Source organism: Arcobacter sp. CECT 8983 (assembly GCF_004118855.1).
Taxonomy (GTDB): Bacteria; Campylobacterota; Campylobacteria; order Campylobacterales; family Arcobacteraceae; genus Halarcobacter.
The window spans coordinates 106,239-125,296 of sequence record NZ_PDKF01000004.1; the positions used below are offsets into that span (position 1 = coordinate 106,239).

General features: G+C 27.6%; 13 protein-coding genes. 12 read left to right on the top strand and 1 reads right to left on the bottom strand.

Features of this window, described 5'->3' with window-relative positions; all coding sequences use genetic code 11:
• Nucleotides 1-19 precede the first annotated feature (19 nt).
• The 8 genes from flhA to ccsA all read left to right on the top strand — a co-directional run bounded on the left by flhA (nt 20) and on the right by ccsA (nt 12,777).
• Nucleotides 20-2,134, top strand: a complete 2,115-nt coding sequence (gene flhA / locus CRV01_RS03425; protein ID WP_129006849.1) for a flagellar biosynthesis protein FlhA — start codon at nt 20-22, stop codon at nt 2,132-2,134.
• Complete coding sequence (locus CRV01_RS03430; protein ID WP_129006850.1) at nt 2,134-3,603, top strand: BatD family protein; 1,470 nt, start codon at nt 2,134-2,136, stop codon at nt 3,601-3,603. The genes flhA and CRV01_RS03430 overlap by 1 nt, the downstream gene beginning before the upstream one ends.
• 2 nt (nt 3,604-3,605) lie before the next feature.
• The gene (locus CRV01_RS03435; RefSeq protein ID WP_129006851.1) at nt 3,606-4,313 is read left to right on the top strand and encodes an HlyD family secretion protein; all 708 of its coding nucleotides are present in this window, start codon (nt 3,606-3,608) and stop codon (nt 4,311-4,313) included.
• The gene (locus CRV01_RS03440; RefSeq protein WP_129006852.1) at nt 4,300-6,009 is read left to right on the top strand and encodes a molybdopterin-dependent oxidoreductase; all 1,710 of its coding nucleotides are present in this window, start codon (nt 4,300-4,302) and stop codon (nt 6,007-6,009) included. Before CRV01_RS03435 ends, CRV01_RS03440 begins: the two co-directional genes overlap by 14 nt.
• Nucleotides 5,996-7,177: an MFS transporter gene (locus tag CRV01_RS03445; protein WP_129006853.1), complete on the top strand. Its 1,182-nt coding sequence runs from the start codon at nt 5,996-5,998 to the stop codon at nt 7,175-7,177. Before CRV01_RS03440 ends, CRV01_RS03445 begins: the two co-directional genes overlap by 14 nt.
• A 270-nt stretch (nt 7,178-7,447) precedes the next feature.
• Complete coding sequence (gene nrfH / locus CRV01_RS03450) at nt 7,448-7,984, top strand: cytochrome c nitrite reductase small subunit (protein WP_129006854.1); 537 nt, start codon at nt 7,448-7,450, stop codon at nt 7,982-7,984.
• Nucleotides 7,985-7,999: 15 nt separating this feature from the next.
• Nucleotides 8,000-9,490: an ammonia-forming cytochrome c nitrite reductase gene (nrfA, locus tag CRV01_RS03455; RefSeq protein ID WP_129006855.1), complete on the top strand. Its 1,491-nt coding sequence runs from the start codon at nt 8,000-8,002 to the stop codon at nt 9,488-9,490.
• A 146-nt stretch (nt 9,491-9,636) separates the two neighbouring features.
• Nucleotides 9,637-12,777 (top strand): cytochrome c biogenesis protein CcsA, encoded by a 3,141-nt coding sequence (gene ccsA, locus CRV01_RS03460; RefSeq protein ID WP_129006856.1) that lies wholly within the window; start codon nt 9,637-9,639, stop codon nt 12,775-12,777.
• 3 nt (nt 12,778-12,780) lie between these two features.
• On the opposite strand, the gene bioD is transcribed toward ccsA, so the two are convergent.
• Complete coding sequence (gene bioD, locus CRV01_RS03465) at nt 12,781-13,389, bottom strand: dethiobiotin synthase (protein WP_129006857.1); 609 nt, start codon at nt 13,387-13,389, stop codon at nt 12,781-12,783.
• 113 nt (nt 13,390-13,502) lie between these two features.
• On the opposite strand from bioD, the gene CRV01_RS03470 reads away from it, so the two are divergent.
• The 4 genes from CRV01_RS03470 to CRV01_RS13890 all read left to right on the top strand — a co-directional run bounded on the left by CRV01_RS03470 (nt 13,503) and on the right by CRV01_RS13890 (nt 19,040).
• The gene (locus CRV01_RS03470; RefSeq protein ID WP_129006858.1) at nt 13,503-15,734 is read left to right on the top strand and encodes an EAL domain-containing protein; all 2,232 of its coding nucleotides are present in this window, start codon (nt 13,503-13,505) and stop codon (nt 15,732-15,734) included.
• Between the two features lie 93 nt (nt 15,735-15,827).
• A complete protein-coding gene (gene clpS / locus CRV01_RS03475) occupies nt 15,828-16,127 on the top strand; it encodes an ATP-dependent Clp protease adapter ClpS (protein ID WP_129006859.1) in 300 nt (99 codons plus the stop codon).
• A 3-nt stretch (nt 16,128-16,130) separates the two neighbouring features.
• A complete protein-coding gene (gene clpA, locus CRV01_RS03480) occupies nt 16,131-18,368 on the top strand; it encodes an ATP-dependent Clp protease ATP-binding subunit ClpA (protein WP_129006860.1) in 2,238 nt (745 codons plus the stop codon).
• A gap of 33 nt (nt 18,369-18,401) precedes the next feature.
• Complete coding sequence (locus tag CRV01_RS13890; protein ID WP_309109204.1) at nt 18,402-19,040, top strand: c-type cytochrome; 639 nt, start codon at nt 18,402-18,404, stop codon at nt 19,038-19,040.
• Nucleotides 19,041-19,058 lie beyond the last annotated feature (18 nt).

Genomic DNA, 19,058 nt, shown 5'->3' on the forward strand with positions numbered 1-19,058 from the left:
AATTAAGTTAAAGAACTAAATGAATATAAGACGTTTCTTTTCTAAAGATTTATTGGTTGTTGCACTTTTTGTTGCAATTTTAATGATTATTATAGTACCTCTACCAAAAGGGGTACTAGATTTTTTTCTAATTTTATCTTTATCTTTTTCTCTTTTAATTTTATTAATTTCTTTATATATACAAAAACCAGCAGACCTTACAACTTTTCCAACTTTAATATTAATCTTAGCTCTTTTTAGACTATCTTTAAATATTGCCACCACAAGATCAATTTTAAGTGAAGGACATAATGGTCCTGATTCTGTAAGTTCTATTATTGCAGCCTTTGGAGAGTTTGTTGTTGGCGGAAATATGGTAATTGGTGTTATTGTATTTATTATTTTAGTATTAATCAACTTTATGGTTGTAACTAAAGGTGCTACAAGAGTTGCAGAAGTTACTGCTAGATTTACCTTAGATTCTATGCCTGGTAAACAAATGGCAATTGATGCTGATTTAAATGCAGGTTTTATTGATGATAAAGAAGCACAAATAAGAAGAAAAGAACTTATTTCAGAAGCAAGTTTCTATGGGGCAATGGATGGTTCCTCTAAGTTTGTAAAAGGTGATGCCGTTGCTGGTATTATTATTACAATAGTAAACTTAGTGGGTGGACTACTTATTGGTTTATTCCAGCATGATATGACAGTTTCACAAAGTGGTGAAATATATACTATCTTAACTATTGGCGATGGACTTGTAGCTCAACTTCCTGCATTAATTTTATCTACTGCTACTGCTGTAATAATTACTCGTTCAAATATGGATGAAGATAAGTTTGCAAATCAATCTGTTTCTCAATTAGTTAAAGAATCTAAATCTTTAGTTTTAGTTGGAATAGGTCTTGTTTTCTTTGGTTTTGTACCAGGATTCCCAACAGGAATCTTAGTTGTTATGGGAATTATTTTAGCAACTATTGGGTACACAATTTCAATGATTGAAGATGGTAAAGACAATGCCCTTACAAGGCTATTTACTCCTGCTGCACAAAAAGCTAAACCTATAGAAGATAAAGGTGATATAGAATCTCTAAAAGAGAAGAAACAAGAAGCTGCTCCTGATGAGAAACAAGTTATGGAGAATATCATGAAAATGGATGTTCTTGAACTTAAACTTGGAATTAGACTTCTACAACTAGTGCAAGGAAATTCAGAACTTCTTGATAAAATCAAAGCAATTAGAAAGACAATTGCATCTGATTTAGGTTTTGTAATTCCTCAAATTAGAATTTCAGATGATGCAAACTTGCCATCAAATGAATATGAATTATATTTAAAAAGAATACCTTTAACAAGAGGAAGAGTAGAGGTTGAAAAACTTCTTGCTATGGGTGGGATTCCAGGGAAACTAAAAGGAATAAAAGTAAAAGAACCAGTATTTAATCTTGATGCAGTTTGGATTGAAGAAGCACAAAAAGATGATGCTTTAATGAATGGTTTTACAGTTGTAGATGCACCAACTATTATTTCAACACATATTTCAGAACTAATTAAAAAACACGCTGAAGATATTATTACAAGACAAGATATTGTTGATATTGTTGAAAGACTTAAAAAAGACTTCCCAATTGTTATTGAAGAGGCTATGAAAGTAACTTCTTATGGTTCGTTATTAAAAGTGTGTAAAGATTTACTTCATGAAAAAATACCTATTGTTGATATGTTAACTATTATTGAAGCAGTTGCTGATATTGCAGAGTTTACAAAAGCACCTGATGTATTACTTGAACATGTAAGAAGTAAACTATATAGACTTATTACAAATAGATTTAAAGATGTAGATGATACACTACATATTATAACTATTAAACCAGAAATTGAACAACAATTTATAGGGAAATTGCAAGAACAGCATGGAGTGTCGCAACTTATGCTTTCAATTGCAGAGATCAATAATTTAGTAACAAAAACTAAAGAATTATTAGAGCAAATAGAAACAAAAGGCTTTGGAAAAGTTGCTATGGTAGTTGACCCAATGTTAAGAAAAAGAATTTCTGAAATATATGAAAAATTTGGACTTCAAGTTGCTGTATTATCACATGCAGAACTTGATTCTAGAGCAAACTTTGCAATCGAAGGAACATTAGACTTTTAATGAAAACAGTAGTTAAATCTTTAATTATTATTTTTATATTAACCTTGGATTTATTTTCAAGTGTAAAACTCAACTCTTCAAACACATTTATAAAAGGGGAACCTTTTATTTTTGAATTTGAAGTAAGTGGCAGCTCAATAAAATTCCCTAAGATAGAAAAAATAGACTCTTATGTAGTTCAAAGTTTAGGTACTTCAAGGTCTTTACAAATTATAAATGGCAACTATAGTGAAAAGATAAGTCAGAAGTTCCAAATCCTACCTCAAAAAGAGTTTATTATTCCTTCATTTACTTTTGAAATAGATGGAACAAAAACTCAATCTCCTTCTAAAAAAATAACTCAAAGAAAAGTTAATAAAACAGTATCTAATAATTTTGATTTAGAGTTAGTTGCATCAAAACAAGAAGCCTATGTGGGTGAAGATATTTTATTAAAATTAATATTTAAATATAAAAAAAATCTTCAAATTACCAACTTAGGTTTTGAACCACCACACTTTGAAAACTTCTGGTATAAAAAACTAAATAATAAAGATGGAAGATATGAAGAAAATGGCTATATTGTTCAAGAATTAGAGTATTTACTTTTTCCTCAAAAAGAAGGAAATCTAAAAGTTAATCCTTTATCAATAATTGTTCAATTAGTAAATCAAAACTCAAATTATGGAAATTTTTCTTTTCTAAGTGTTCCTGTTGAAAGAAGAGTATATTCTAATTCATTAGATTTTGATATTAAACCTTTACCTAAAAATGTAAGTTTAATAGGTGATTTTGATATAAGTGCAAGCCTTGACAAAAATGAGATTAAAGAAGGGGAATCGGTATCTTTGAAGTTAAATATCAAAGGAAGTGGTAATTTTGATGATTTAGAAGATTATAAACTAGATATTGAAAATGCAACTATTTATGATAATAAACCACAAATAAAAACAAGTTATTCTAATAAAGGATTTGAAGGAACTTATAAAAAGAGTTTTTCTATTGTACCTTCAAATTCAATTACAATTCCAAGTTTTAAACTAAGATATTTTGATAAAAAACAAAAAAAAGTTATAGAGAAAGAAACAAAAGAGTTTAAAGTAAAAGTAAACTCATTAAATAAACAAAAAACAACTTCTAAGTTAGAAAAATTAAGTGAGCCTAAAGTGATAAAAAAAGTTATTGAAAAAAGTATAACTTTAAAAGATAAATTTCTATATTTTTCATTAGGAAGTTTAGTTACAATATTAATATTTGGTTTATATATTTATGTTAAGATTCACAAACAAAAAACTAAAGAAGATAAACCTTTAATTAAAAAATTAAAATCATCTAAAACAAAAGAAGAGCTGCTAAAAACACTTCTTCCTTATTTAAAATATAATACTCAATTAGATGAATTAATATTTGAATGTGAAAAAACTGAGGATTTTAAACAAACAAAGAGAGATATTATCACTTTAGTTAAACAACTAGATATCAAAGGTTAAAGATGAAATATATTTTTGCACTATTTCTTTTAGTTAACTCTTTATTTGCCTATGAATTTTATGCAAAATTAGAACCTGTAAACTCTTATGAAATAAAAGCAGCTGTAAGTGGGAAAGTAATATATGTAAATGATGAAATTGAAGGTAAAAAAGCCAATAATTCAAAAATTGTAGAAATTGATTCTTATGTTGATAGAATAGATTTAAAACAATCAAAGATAAAATTAAAAGCTATTTCTCAAATGCTTAAAATTGAAGAAAAAAATTATAACAGAATGCTTCAAGTATCATCTAAATCTGGTTTTGAAAAAGATTCACAAAAATTAAAAGCAATAAACTATCAAACAACAAAAGCAGATATAGAAGTTAAAATTGCAAACCTACAAGATAGTATTAAAAATAAATTATTAAAAGAAAAAGATAGATACATTTATAATATTGCAGTAAAAGAAGGAGATTATGTTAATCCTGGCACTTTACTTTATGAAGCAAAAGATTTATCAAAGGGAAAGTTAGAAATATTTGTTCCTATTGATGATATTGAAGAGATAAAAAGTAAAACAATTTTCTTAGATGGTAAAAAAAGCAATATAAAATTAGACAAAGTTTATAAAGTTGCAGACTCTAAACATATTTCTTCATATAAAGTAGAAATAATTGTACCTGATCCAAAAGTATTCTCAAGGCTTGTAAAAATTGAATTTAAATAATCTAGTAGCCTGTCCTTTAGATTGCTATGATACTTGCCAAGGATATGTAGATGAAAAAGGGAATATTAAAGGTAGTAGTGAGCATTTAGTTACAAATAAAAAATTATGTGTAAATTTTGCAAACCTTTTAAAAGAGAATTTTTTAAAAACAGCTTTTTATAAAGATAAAGAAATAAAGCTAGAAGAAGCTTTAGCTATTTTAGTTAAAAAACTTCAAAGTACAAATAGTGATAAAACTCTATTTTATAAAGGTGCTGGGAATTTAGGAGTTATGCAAAATAGTGTTAAAACTTTTTTTGCAAAATATGGTTCTACTCTTACAAAAGGAAGTCTTTGCGATGCAATTGGTTCTTTAGGTATTGAACAAGGAAGAGGTGGGATTAATGTAAATCCTCCTATTAAAAAACTTATAAATAGTGATGTAATAATTGTTTGGGGAAGAAATTTAACTGTTACATCAGCTCACATGTATAATCTAATAAAAGATAAAACTTTTATAACTATTGACCCACTTAAAACAAAGATTGCCAAAAAATCTGAGCTTCATTTACAAATAAATCCAAAAACTGACCATGACTTAGCTCTTTTGTTAACTAGGTTTGCACATATGTCAAATCAAGAAGATGAAGAGTTTATTTCTTCTCATGAAGGAGCAGATTGGTTTTTTGATTTAGCAAGGTCAAAACCAGTAATTTCTTATGAAAAGACTACAGGTATATCTTTACAAGAAGTTACTAAGTTTTTTGAAATCATAAAAGAAAAGAGTGTTTCTATTTTATTAGGACTTGGGCCTCAAAAATATTATGAAGGCGCACAAATCTTTAGAACAATTGACTCTTTTGCTGCTTATATTGGAGTTCACAACAAAGAAAAGGGTGGGCTTTGGTATTTAGATGATTCATCTTATGGTTATGAAAAACAGCTAGTTTCAAATGCAAAGAGAAAAATTGCTCTTCCAACAGTAGACTTTTCAAATTTTGATTTAGTATTTATTCAAGGAACTGATCCTGTTGTAACTGCTCCAAATACTAAAAAAGTAATAGAAGGCCTTCAAAAGAGTTTTGTTGTATTTTTTGGTACTGTATTAAATGAAACAAGTAAATATGCAGATTTAATAATACCTTCTTCATCATTTTTAACAAAAAAAGATGTGAGACTTTCTTATGGGCATGAGTTAAAAGCAATTTCAAACTATACAGAAAAGAAAGATGAAAATACTATAAGCGAATATGACTTAGCTAATTTTTTAAATGAAAAGTTTGGTTTTGAAAAACTTGATGATGAAGAGAAGATTTTAAATTACTATATAAGCACAAAAGTTGAAGATAACTCTTATATAGAAAAATTTGAATTTATAGAAGAGCTTGAAGTAGAAGAACTACATGAAAAGAAAAAAGATAATCAATACTATTTTTTAACAGCAAAAAGAAAAAACTCTTTAAACTCTCAATTTAAAGTAGATAACTATTTATATGTAAATCCATGTTTAGGATTTAAAGATGAAGAAGAGGTCTTATTAAAGTCAAAATTTGGTGAAACAAAAATTAAAATAAAAAATAGTGAAGATATAAAAGAAAATTGTGTATTAGCATACTCTGGAAATAAATATGCAAACTATGTAACGCCTTTTTCAACTGATCAAGAAGCAGATTCTGCTATATTCCAAGAGGTTTTAGTAGAAATTGAACTATCGTGAATTATTAAAAAACTATGATGTAGTTAGACAACTATCTCTTTTACAATTAGTAGCATATTTTGCTGCATGGTTTTCAAATGTAGCTATTTATACTATGCTTGTACAGTTTAACTCTTCAGCTTTTGCTATTTCTGTTGTTACTGCAATGCATTTCTTACCTGCAATTATAATTGCTCCTCTTTCAGGGGCTATTATTGATAGATTTAGAATCAAACCTTTAATGATAACTCTTTTATCTGTAGAGCTTGCTATGACCTTACTTTTTTTAACTATTGATAGTAAAGAAGAAGTTTGGCTTTTAATGATTTTTATTTTTATTAGAATGGCTAGTGCATCAATGTTTTTTTCAACTGAAATGTCACTACTTCCTAAACTAGTTTCAGGTATAGCTTTACAAAAAGCAAATGAGATACACTCTATTATTTGGTCTTTTACTTTTGCTGCTGGTATGGCTTTAAGTGGCATTGTTGTTAATTTAGTTGGAGTAAAATGGGCTATTATTATTGATGCTTTTATTATTTTTACTGCAATAATACTTCTTATAAATATAAATTTTAAAATAGAAATAATACATACAAAAGAGAAAATAATATCTTTAATAAAAGATGGCTTTTTATATTTAAAACAGAATAAATTAGTAGTTCATTTAATTGTTCTTCATTCTTCTGTTGGACTTACTATCTTTGATACAATTGTAACTTTATTAGCAAAAAATCAATACAAATATGTAATCTCTGTTCCCCTTGCTATTGGATTAACAAATGCATTTCGTGCAACAGCACTTATGATAGGTCCTTTTATAATCTCAAATTGGGTAAATAAAGAAAGACTTCTATATATCTTTATTTTTCAAGGTTCTGCTATAATTTTTTGGGCATTAGTACAAAGTAATTTTTATATATCTTTATTAGCAATATTTTTTGTTGGATTTACCACAACAACTATTTGGTCTTTTACTTATGCTTTATTACAAGAGAAAACTGATAATAAATACCTAGGAAGAGTTATTTCATATAATGATATGATTTTTATGTTAACAACAGTTTTAACTACAATCTTTATTGGAATAATGGCAGAGTTAGTGTCATTAAAATTAATTACTTTAACTTTAGGGGTATTATTTTTTCTTGTAGCAATATATTACAAATGGCTAAAGTCAAGAATTTAAGTTAAATTTCTAAAAATTACAAAAAAATTACATAAAATAAATAATAAAAAATTAGCTCTTTATTATTATAAGACGAACTTATGTCTTGTTTAAACAAATCCCTATATAAACTTGTTTATAGAACTTTATTAATATAAAAATAAATAATATTCATACAGAAAAACATAAAAAAACTTAATAAAAAATGAATGATCATTCAAAAACTTGATTAATGTCAATTTTAATATAAAAAACTAATTGTATAATTTCAAAGTAAATAAAGGATAGGTAATGGAGAAGAATAAAAAAATTGTAGTTTATGGTTCAATTTTAAGTTTTCTAATTGCTTCAGCTCTTTTTGTTTACACAGTTTATGCGTCAAATATGTTGTCATATTTGTCAAGTGATCCAAAAGCCTGTATTAATTGTCATACTATGAATTCAGCGTATGCAACATGGGAAAAAAGTTCACATAAAAATGTGGCAGGGTGTGTTGATTGCCATCTACCTGTAGGCGATGTTGTTGCAAAATACAAAGCAAAAGCTATAGATGGGTGGAATCACTCTGTTGCATTCACTCTTAACACTTATAAGAATAATATTCATATAAGTGATGATGGAGCAAGCCGTGTGCAAGCAAACTGTGTTAGATGTCATGCAAGTGAAAATGCTACACTTAAAATGAACGCTGACAAATATCACAGTGAAGAGGTTGGAAGTCTTGAGAATGGTCGTAAATGTTGGGAGTGTCACAAATTTGTGCCACACGGAAAAGTTAGAAGTTTGATATCAACACCATATAATCTTGGTGTTAAAGCAAAAGAATAGTAGAGGTTGGTTGTTATGAAAAAATACAAAATATTACTGGTAGTAAGTGTAGTTGCAATTGGATTAATGATTGCTCTTTTAACTTCTATTACTGAGAAGAAAGAAGAACAAGTTAAATTAAATGAGGTTCCTAAAATAGATAGATGGGAAACAAAAAACGAAGAGTTTAAGAAATATTATCCAAGACAGTTTGATTCTTGGAAACAAACTAAAAACTCTGATGAAATTCATGATATGTTAAAAGATTATCCTGAATTAGTTGTATTATGGGCAGGTTATGGATTTGCAAAAGATTATAATGCACCAAGAGGACACTTCTATGCAATAGAAGATAATAGAAATACATTAAGAACTGGTGGTCCAGTTGATGAGAAAACAGGTCCTATGCCAACTGCATGTTGGACATGTAAATCTCCTGATGTTCCTAGAATAATGAATAAAGATGGTGACATGGAATACTTTACTGGTAAATGGGCTAAATATGGTTCAGATATCATTAATCCAATTGGTTGTGTAGATTGTCATAATCCAGAAACAATGGAACTTCAAGTAAATAGAAAATATTTAGATGAGGGATTAAAAGCAGCAGGTGAAAAATCATTAGCCGAAGCTACTCAACAAGATATGAGAACTATGGTTTGTGCTCAATGTCACGTAGAGTATTATTTTGCAAAAACACCATTAGAAAATGGTAAAAAAGCAGCAGTTGTAACTTTACCATGGGCTGAGGGTACACTTGTAGAAGAGATGGAAAAATATTATGACAATATGGAGTTTAAAGATTGGACACATAAAATTTCTAAAACACCTATGTTAAAAGCACAACACCCAGGTTGGGAAATGTGGAAAACTGGTGCACATGGAAGAAACAATGTATCTTGTGCAGATTGTCATATGCCATATGTTCAAGAAGGTGGTATTAAATATACAAGTCATAATATCGGAAATCCATTAGAAAATATGGATAAATCTTGTATGAATTGTCATAGAGTAAGTGAAAAATCATTACTTGCTAATATTAATGCTAAAAGAGAAAGAAAAAATGAGCTTCATAAAAAAGCTATGAAAGCTATTGCAGCTGCTCACTTAGAAGCAGGGAAAGCTTGGGAATTAGGTGCTACTAAAGAAGAAATGGCTCCTATCTTAAAAGATATTAGACATGCTCAATGGAGATGGGATTATGCTGTAGCTTCTCATCCAGCATTCTTCCACGCACCAGAAGAGACTTTAAGAGTTCTTGGTACTGCATTAGGAAAAGCTGGTGATGCAAGAATCAAATTAGCAAAAGTGTTAGCTAAATATGGTGCAGCTGATTATAAAGCTCCTGAGATTAAAGATAAAAAACAAGCTCAAGAGATTATTGGATTACCTTTTGAAAAATTAATTGATGAAAAAATGAAATTTAGAAATGGGTTAATGCAAGAATGGAAAAAAGAAGCAGAGAAAAAAGGTATTTATAATCCTGAATCAACTAAAGGTATAGAAGATAAAACTTCTTATAACTAAAATATAAAATAAAGAGAACTTCTGTTCTCTTTATTTCTATTGGTACTTGTAAGTAACATCAATGACTTTCATTGCAAAATCTCCTTTCATAAATAAATCTTGATGTTACTTACATGTGCTAATACAAAAAAACAAGGCAGTTTATTATGTTAAAAAAACTTAAATCTATATTTTCAATGCCAATTGTTGTTGTACTTTTACTATTTTTTGGACTTTCTTGTGCACTTGCCACATTTATTGAAAATGATTTTGGACCAATGGGAGCAAGATCTTTTATTTATGGTCAAACATGGTTTGAACTTTTAATGCTTTTATTAACAATTGCAGTAATAGTAAATATTTTTGTTTTTAAAATGTATAAAAAAGATAAATTCTTTTTATTTATGATTCATATTTCATTAGTATTTATTTTTGTTGGTTCTGCAATGACAAGATATATGGGCTATGAAGCAAATATTACTATATACGAAGGACGAATGGAAAACAAAATGTACTCTAGTGATGAGTATATAAAAGTCTATAAAAATGATAAATTAGTGTATGATAAAAAAGTTTTAATGACAAAACTAGCTCAAGATAACTTTTCATATAGTACAAATATAAAAGATAAAGATATAGAAATAAAACTAAATAGTTTTATTGATAATGCCGTTGAAAGAATTGTTCCAAGCGAAAATGGAAAACCTATGATTAATATTATTGTAAAAGGTTTTAAAGAAGCTAAAAGCATTGATTTAAGTGATAAGCAGACAAAAAAAACTACAAAGTTTTTAGACTTCTCTTTAAATAGTGATAAAAAGAGCAATAAAGCCTATGTTAATTTTGAAACAAATGGAAATAAGATTTTATATAATTCAAATCTTGAAACAACTCTTTTTACAAAAGATTACTCTTCAACTAAAACAATAAAAGCAAATCAAAAAGAGCAGTTACTAACTGATGTTATTTATAAAGTAGGGCAAACCCAATTTATAATAAATGAAGCTTCATTAAAAGGCGAAGTAAAAACTGTACATGGAAGTGAAGAAATTCCTGAAAACAAAAGATTATCTGCGGTTATTTTAGACTTGTTTATTGATGGTAAAAAACAAGAAATTTCACTATTTGGGAAAAATGGATTTACTGGCTTTAAAAGAAATATTGATATTGAAGGAGAAAACTTAACTTTACAATGGGGTACAAAGCAGATGAAACTTCCTTTTTCTATTTTATTAAATGACTTTAGACTTCATAGATATCCAGGTTCTAATGCTCCTTCTGCTTATGAGAGTGATATTAAAATTTATGACACAGAAAATAAAAATACATTAGAGTACACAATTTATATGAATAATACTTTAGATTACAATGGATATAGACTATTTCAGTCATCTTACACAGAAAATGAAGATGGAACAATACTTTTAGTAAATAAAGACCCAGGTAAAGTTCCTACTTATATAGGGTATTTTTTACTGTTTACAGGACTTATATTAAGTCTTTTTGTAAAAAAAGGAAGACTAAAAAAACTTAGTTCAAAAAAATATGATGTAGAGAGTATAAAGAAAATATATTATGCGAAAAAAGCAGTTATTAGTTTTATTCTTGTTGCTTTTAGTATGTTCTTTATTCAAACAAATAGTTTTGCAAATACTGTTTTAGAGAATAATCCTAAAGTTTTAAATATAGATAAAGCTCATGCAACAAAGTTTGGTTCTCTTTTAGTTCAAGATTATCAAGGAAGAATCAAACCTGTAAACTCTTTAGCAATAGAAATAATAAATAAAATCACAAGAAAAAGTAGTGTTTATGGTTTAGATGCAAATCAATTTTTCTTAAGTATGATGTTATATCCAAAAGTATGGCAAGAAGTAGATTTTATAAAAGTAAAAAGTGAGAGATTAAAATCAATAGTTGATGTAGAAAAAAGTGCAAAGACTATCTCTTTTAATGATATTTATACAAAAGAGGGCTTTTATAAACTAGAAGGTCATTTAGAAATAGCTAATAAAAAGAAAAGCTCTTTAAGAGATGAGTTTGATAAAGATTTAATAAAAGTAGATGAGAGATTAAATATTGCATACACTCTTTTTACAGGTGATTTTTTAAGAGTATTTCCTAAAAAAGGTGATGCAAATAATAAGTGGCTAAATACAAATGAAGCAGTAAACTTACTTATTTCAAAAGATTCAGAAGCTATAAAGAATTTAATGCAAGACTATTATTTAAAACTTGATTTGGCAACTAAAAATAAAACTTCTTGGGCTGAGGTTGATGCTTCTTTAGAAAATATTATAAACTACCAAAAACAAAATGCAAATACAAATGTTATTCCAAGTGATTTAAAAATCAAAGCAGAACTAATTTTTAATAAATACAATATTTTTGAAAACCTAACTCCTATTTATTTAATTCTTGGATTCTTTTTATTAGTTTTAATTTTTGTGAATATATTTAAAAGTGAAGTAAAACTAGAAAAGATTTCTAAAGTAGTTTTATCTTTACTTGTGATAGCTTTTATTTTTCATACTCTTGCCCTTGCTTTAAGATGGTATGTTGCAGGACATGCCCCTTGGTCAAATGGTTATGAATCAATGATTTATATATCATGGGCGATAGTTTTAGCAGGAATTTTTTTCTCAAAGCAATCAGTTCTTGCTTTATCAACAACTACAATCTTAAGTGGAATAACTCTTTTTGTAGCTCACCTTTCATGGATGGAGCCACAAATTACAACTTTAGTTCCAGTATTAAAATCATATTGGTTAACTATTCATGTAAGTGTTATTACAGCTAGCTATGGCTTTCTAGGTCTTTCATGTTTACTTGGATTTTTATGTTTAATTATTTTTGCTTTAGCAAATCCTAAAAAAGAGGATGATAAGTTTTTTAATATCTTAGTTAGTATAAAAGAGTCAAATAGAATAAATGAAATGTCTATTTTAATAGGACTTGTTTTACTTGTTATTGGAAATTTCCTTGGTGGTATTTGGGCAAATGAGTCATGGGGAAGATATTGGGGCTGGGATCCAAAAGAGACTTGGACTTTAGTATCTATTATTATTTATGCAATCATAATTCACTTAAAATATATAAAAGATATTTTATCTGATTTTGTATTTGCAGTATTAACTACAATCTCTTATGCTTCAATTATTATGACATATTTTGGAGTGAACTATTATCTTGCAGGAAAACACTCTTATGCAGCAGGTGATCCTGTGCCTATTCCTACTTTTGTACCAGTTACAGTACTTGTAATTTTAGTACTTGTAGTTCTTGCATATAGAAATAGAAAAGTTATCTAGTTTCTATATGTCTTGAAGGTATTTTATCTCTTTGAAATACTCTTTATAAAATGGTAGTGATACTTCTTCAAAGCTATCTTTATCTAAAAATAGATTTATATACCATTCAAACTCTATCTCTTTTGATTTTAAAGCATTTATAGAAAGTAAAGTATCATTTATACACCCAAGTTTTGATGGTGTTATTAGTTTTGCTTCTGCATTAAAGAATTTTATTAAATCAATAATAAAAAAATCTTTTTCAATAGGAACCATAAGTCCACCAGCACCTTCAATAATCAAAATGTCACACTTTGCTTCAAGTTCTTTCTTTTTTGCCAATAAAAAATCTAAATCTATTTTTGTATCATTTTTAGCTACAAATGGAGCAGCAGGAAGTTTAAATTGATAAGGAACTACATCTTTCATCTCAAAATTAAAAGATGGATTTAATTCTTTTACTAAGTTTAGCATTTTAGAACCATCTAAAGGAGAGCTGATTACTCCCGTTTCAATAGGTTTAAAGTATCCTACTTTTAAACCTTTTTTTGAGTAATACCTAATAAATTTTTCGCAAGCAAAAGTTTTACCAACATCGGTATTTGTAGCTGTAATAAAAATTGTTTTTTTCATAATCTTACTTTATTGTTTGTTTGGAATTCTACCTAAGTAAAATTAAAAACTATATATTGTATATTTTTTGTCACGTTATATATTTATTTGCAAATTATTTTTATAGGAATTTTATGTCAAAGCTCAAAGAAGTTAACTTTTGGCTTGTTTATATTGTTGTTAGTGTATTAATTTTAACAGCTGCAATTTTTATTTTTTATTATGAATGGATTATAAATAAAAACAAATATGCCCAAAACCTAACAAATTTTAATAAAATTAGTGTTCAAAGTACAATTTCATCTTTTAGAAATAAAGAGTCTACTTTAAAAATATTAGGAGAGAACCTTTTAGAATTAGATACTTTAAATAATCCAGAAAATGGAAGAAAAATAATAAATGATATGAAAAGAGTAAATAAAGGAGTAGTCGCTTTTGGTTTAGCAAGGTACGATGGACAACTACTTCTTATTTCTACAATTAAAAGTTTAGAAAATCTACCTAATTTAATGGACAATAAACTAACAGGTAAAAGTTTTGCAAAAGCAAGAGATAGTCAAAAGATGCATTTAGGCAGAACTTATTATATGGAAGAACTAGGTAAATGGGTTATTCCAATTAGAATGGGAATTCAGGATAAAACAGGGAAAACTCCTTTAGTTATGACTGCTGGTATTGATGTTGATTCTGATAATAGTATTTTAAGTATAAAAGAGTTACCTAATAATTTGAAAGTACAACTTTTAAGAGATGATGGTTTTCTTCAATTTCAAATGCCAATAGATAGCTCTTTGGAAGATGTCTATTCAAAAGAGTATGATTTCACTAAGTTTAAGCAAGTTAATAAAGTAAAAGAGTTTTCTTCTGAAGTTATTACTGTTAAAGCAAATGGTAAAAAATGTATGATGTCTGTTATTTACCTAGATGAATATAATTTATATTCCTTAGTTTCTATTCCCTATGATGTGGTTACAAAAGATTTCAATAAAAAACTTATCATTGCAATGACACTATTATTTATTCTTCTTGGAATTTTATATTTTCTATTTAGCTATAGTATTAAAATTCAAACTCGTACTAGAAATGAACTAAAATATATAGCAAACCACGATACCTTAACAGGAGTTTATAATAGATACTCATTAAATCAAGAGATTACAAAAAGAATGCAAGAGGGTAAAAACTTTTATGTATTTTTCTTAGACCTTGATAACTTTAAATATATAAATGATACTTATGGACATCAAGTTGGTGATAAACTGTTAAAAAATGTTGCTAGGCGTTTAAAAGCAAGATTATTTAAAAGAGATTTTATATCTAGAAATTCAGCTGATGAGTTTATTGTTTTAATTGATGAAAGAAGTGAAGAGACAGTAAGAACAATTGCAAAAAAAATCTTAGATATTTTTACAGATAATTTTAAGATTGGAGATATTGAATTATTTACGGGAGTTAGCATTGGTATCTCAAGATATAATAAAAGTAAAACAACAACTTCTGAACTTTTAAATCAAGCGGACATGGCATTATATAAAGCAAAAGAAAATAAAAATTCATATGTAATATTTTCAAAATCAATTTATGGAAATACAAAAGAGATTGTTCAAATAGAGACACAACTTAGAAAAGCAATAAATGATAATGAATTCTCTTTAGTTTATCAACCTAAAATCAATTCAAAAAATCACGAAATAATGGGAGTAGAAGCACTTATAAGATGGAATAATAAAAAGCTTGGTTTTGTATCTCCAGAGAAATTTATAAAAGTAGCTGAAAAAAGTGGAATCATAAATGAAATAGGTGAATTTGTAATAAGAAAAGCCCAAGAAGATATATTTGATGTATGGGAAAAAACTTCAAAAGAGTTTACTCTTTCTGTAAATGTTTCTCCTAGACAATTAGCCTCAATAAAAGAGATGAATAGATTTAAAAAGATTATTTTAAACAGTAGTTTTCCAAATGATAAATTTATGATTGAAATAACTGAGAATATTTTTGTGGGAGACGTTAAAAGAATCATTCTATTTTTAAATACAATAAAATCATATAATGTAAGTATCTCTTTGGATGATTTTGGTACAGGATATTCATCTTTAAGTATTTTAAGTAAACTTCCTATTTCAGAACTAAAAATTGACAAATCTTTTATTCATAATATGTTTTTAAATGATGAAAATATGAAACTTGTAAAATCAATTGTAAATATTGGAAAAGATATAAATTTAAAAGTTGTAGCAGAAGGTGTTGAAGAACAAAAAGAGTTAGAACTTTTAGAAAGTTTTGGATGTGACATTTATCAAGGATATTATTTCAGTAAACCTCTTTCAAAAGAAGAACTTATAAACTTTATAAAGTCTAAAATATAAATATAGCTTAAAATATTTATTTGACTATTTCTTTTACTAAGCTAATTGGTTTTTTAGTTATAATATTACAGATTAATAAAAAAGGTGACTTAGGTGGCAAATGAATTAGAAATAGAATTGGATAGTAATTTAGAGGTTTCAGAACCTAAAAAGTACAAAGTAATTTTATTAAATGATGATTATTCAACTATGGATTTTGTTATTGATGTATTAACAAATATATTTAGAAAAAGTGTTGATGAAGCAACTCAAATTATGTTAAATATTCATAATAAAGGTAGGGAAGTTTGTGGAATTTATAGCCATGAAATAGCTGCTACAAAGGTTGCACAAGTTAAAACACAAGCAAGAGAGAAAGGTTTCCCTCTAAAAGCTATAATGGAAGAAGAATAGAAAATGATAAGTAAAGAATTAAGAAACATATTTGGACAAGCTGTAAGTTATGCTAAAAAAAGTAGGCATGAGTATTTAACAGTAGAACATATCTTTCTTATGCTTCTACATGATGAGGTAATTGAAAATCTTTTTGTAGATTTAGGACTTGATCAAGAAAAAATATTCAATGAAATAAAAAAGTATATTGAAGAAAATACTCCTATTTTCCCTGAAAATGTTCAAGATGAGCCAATTGAAACTCTAACTTTAACTTCTACAATTGAGAATATGGTAGCCCATACACAAACAAGTGGAAGAGGAAATGCCAGCGTAGAAGATATGTTTGTTGCAATTTTAAAAAATGATAAATCTTACGCAACATATATTCTAAAATCTGCTGGTGTTGAAAGAATTGATATTTTAGAAGAGATTTCACATAGAGAAAATGAACCAGAGAACTTAGATCAAAAAGAAGAAAAAGAAGATAATAAAGTTTTAGATAAAAACTCAACTGAACTTGTAAGCTTAGCAAAAAATGGTGAGATTGACCCAGTTATTGGAAGAAGTTTAGAAATAAATAGAGTTATTCAAATATTAGGTAGAAGAAAGAAAAATAATCCTATTTTAGTAGGTGAACCTGGAGTTGGTAAAACAGCAATTGCAGAAGGTTTAGCCTTAGAAATTGCAAATAAAAGAGTTCCTGAGTTTTTAGAAGATGCAAAAGTATACTCTTTGGATATGGGTTCAATGGTAGCAGGAACTAAATATAGAGGTGATTTTGAGAAAAAACTAAAATCACTTCTAAAAGAGATTTCAAAAATTCCTAATGCCATACTATTTATTGATGAAATTCATACAATAGTCGGAGCAGGAAGTGTTGGTGGAAGTGCAATGGATGCTTCAAATATCTTAAAACCAATGCTTGCAAATGGAAAGTTAAAATGTATAGGGGCAACTACTTTTTCTGAATTTAGAAATGATTTCTCAAAAGATAAAGCTTTAAGTAGAAGATTTGCAAAAGTTGATATTGAAGAGCCTAGTATTGAAGATGCAATAACTATTCTACAAGGTTTAAAACCTAAATATGAAGAGTTTCATAGTGTTAGTTATAATGCTTCTGCAATTGAATCAGCAGTTGAATTAAGTAAGAAATATATTTCAGATAGATTTTTACCTGATAGTGCAATTGATGTTATTGATGAAGCAGGTGCAAGTAAAAAAATCGAGTATGCAAAAGTAAATAAAAAAAGTATAAAAATTTTACAAAAAGATATTGAGGATACAGTTGCAAGAATGGCACATGTTCCTTCAAAATCAACTACTAAATCTGATGTTTCTTTACTTAAAAATCTTGAATCTAGAATGCAAAAAAGAGTATTTGGTCAAGATATTGCTATTTCAACAATTGTTCAATCAATTAAAAGAAATAAAGCAGGACTTGGATTAGATAAGAAACCAATTGGAAGTTTTCTTTTCACAGGACCTACAGGAGTTGGTAAAACTGAAGTGGCACGTGAGTTATCAAATCAATTAGGTATTCATTTTGAAAGATTTGATATGAGTGAATATATGGAAGCACATACTGTTTCAAGGCTTATTGGAGCACCTGCTGGATATGTTGGTTTTGAAAATGGTGGATTATTAACTGAAGCTATTAGAAAGCATCCTCACTGTGTTTTATTACTTGATGAAATTGAAAAAGCACATCCTGATTTGATGTCTATTTTACTTCAAGTTATGGATAATGCAGAACTAACAGATAATAGTGGAAATAAAGCAGATTTCCAAAATGTTGTTTTAATTATGACTTCAAATCTTGGTGCTAGTGAAGCAAATGTTATGGGATTTGCTAAAAATGATTCGTTGAATGAGGATAAAGCAGTAAATAAATTTTTTGCACCAGAGTTTAGAAATAGACTTGATGCCACAGTACCTTTTGCACCATTAGAGCAAAATATTGTTGCAAAAGTAGCTGGTAAATTTGTTGAAGATTTAGAAAAACAATTAGAGAATAAAAAGATTAAAATCTCAATTACTGTAAAAGCTAAAAATGAGTTAGCAAGACTTGGTTATGACAAAGCAATGGGTGCTAGACCTCTTAATAGAGTTATTTCAGATAAAATTAAAAATGTACTTACGGATGAGATTTTATTTGGAAAACTTAAAAAAGGTGGTCAAGTTAAGATTGATTTTGTAAAAGATGAGTTTAAATTTACTTATAAAGCTTTAGAGTCAAAAAACACAAAAAGTACACAATAGATAATTAAAATAATAAAAACACAAGGATTGATAATGAGGAAAATTTTAGTAAGTTCTTTTGTAGCAATAGCTATTTTAACAGGATGTTCTGAGTCTAGTGAAAAAACTGAAAAAGAAGTAGCACAAGCAGAAGTAAAAGTTGAAAAAGAGGCAAGTGCTGAATCAAAACTTGTAGATCAAGTTAAAGAATCAACTTCAAAAATTACAGAAGTAGTTAAAAGTGCAAGCTCTGAAGTAGCTTCAAAGGTAGTTGAAGAGTCTAAACAAATTGCCCAAAAGGGAACTGATGCTGCTAAGAGTATTAGCTCAAAAGCTGAAGTTGTAGCAAAAGAGTTAACAGATGAAATTGTTAATAAAACAAAAGAAGCAAAAACAAGTATTGAATCAAGTATTGATAATATTGTTGAAACAAAAAAAGATACAAATGTTGCTTCAAAAGGTAAATCTTTATATCTAAAATGTGCAGGTTGCCATGGACAAAATGGAGAAATGAAAGCTTTAGGAAAATCTCAAGTAATTAAAGGTTGGGATAAAGATAAAGTTTTAAATGCTTTAGTTGGATATAAAGAAGGTACATATGGTGCAGCTATGAAAGGTGTTATGATTGCTCAAGTAAGCTCTTTATCGAAAGAAGATTTAGAAGTATTATCAGAATATATAGCCTCTTTTTAATAATTGATAAACAATCAC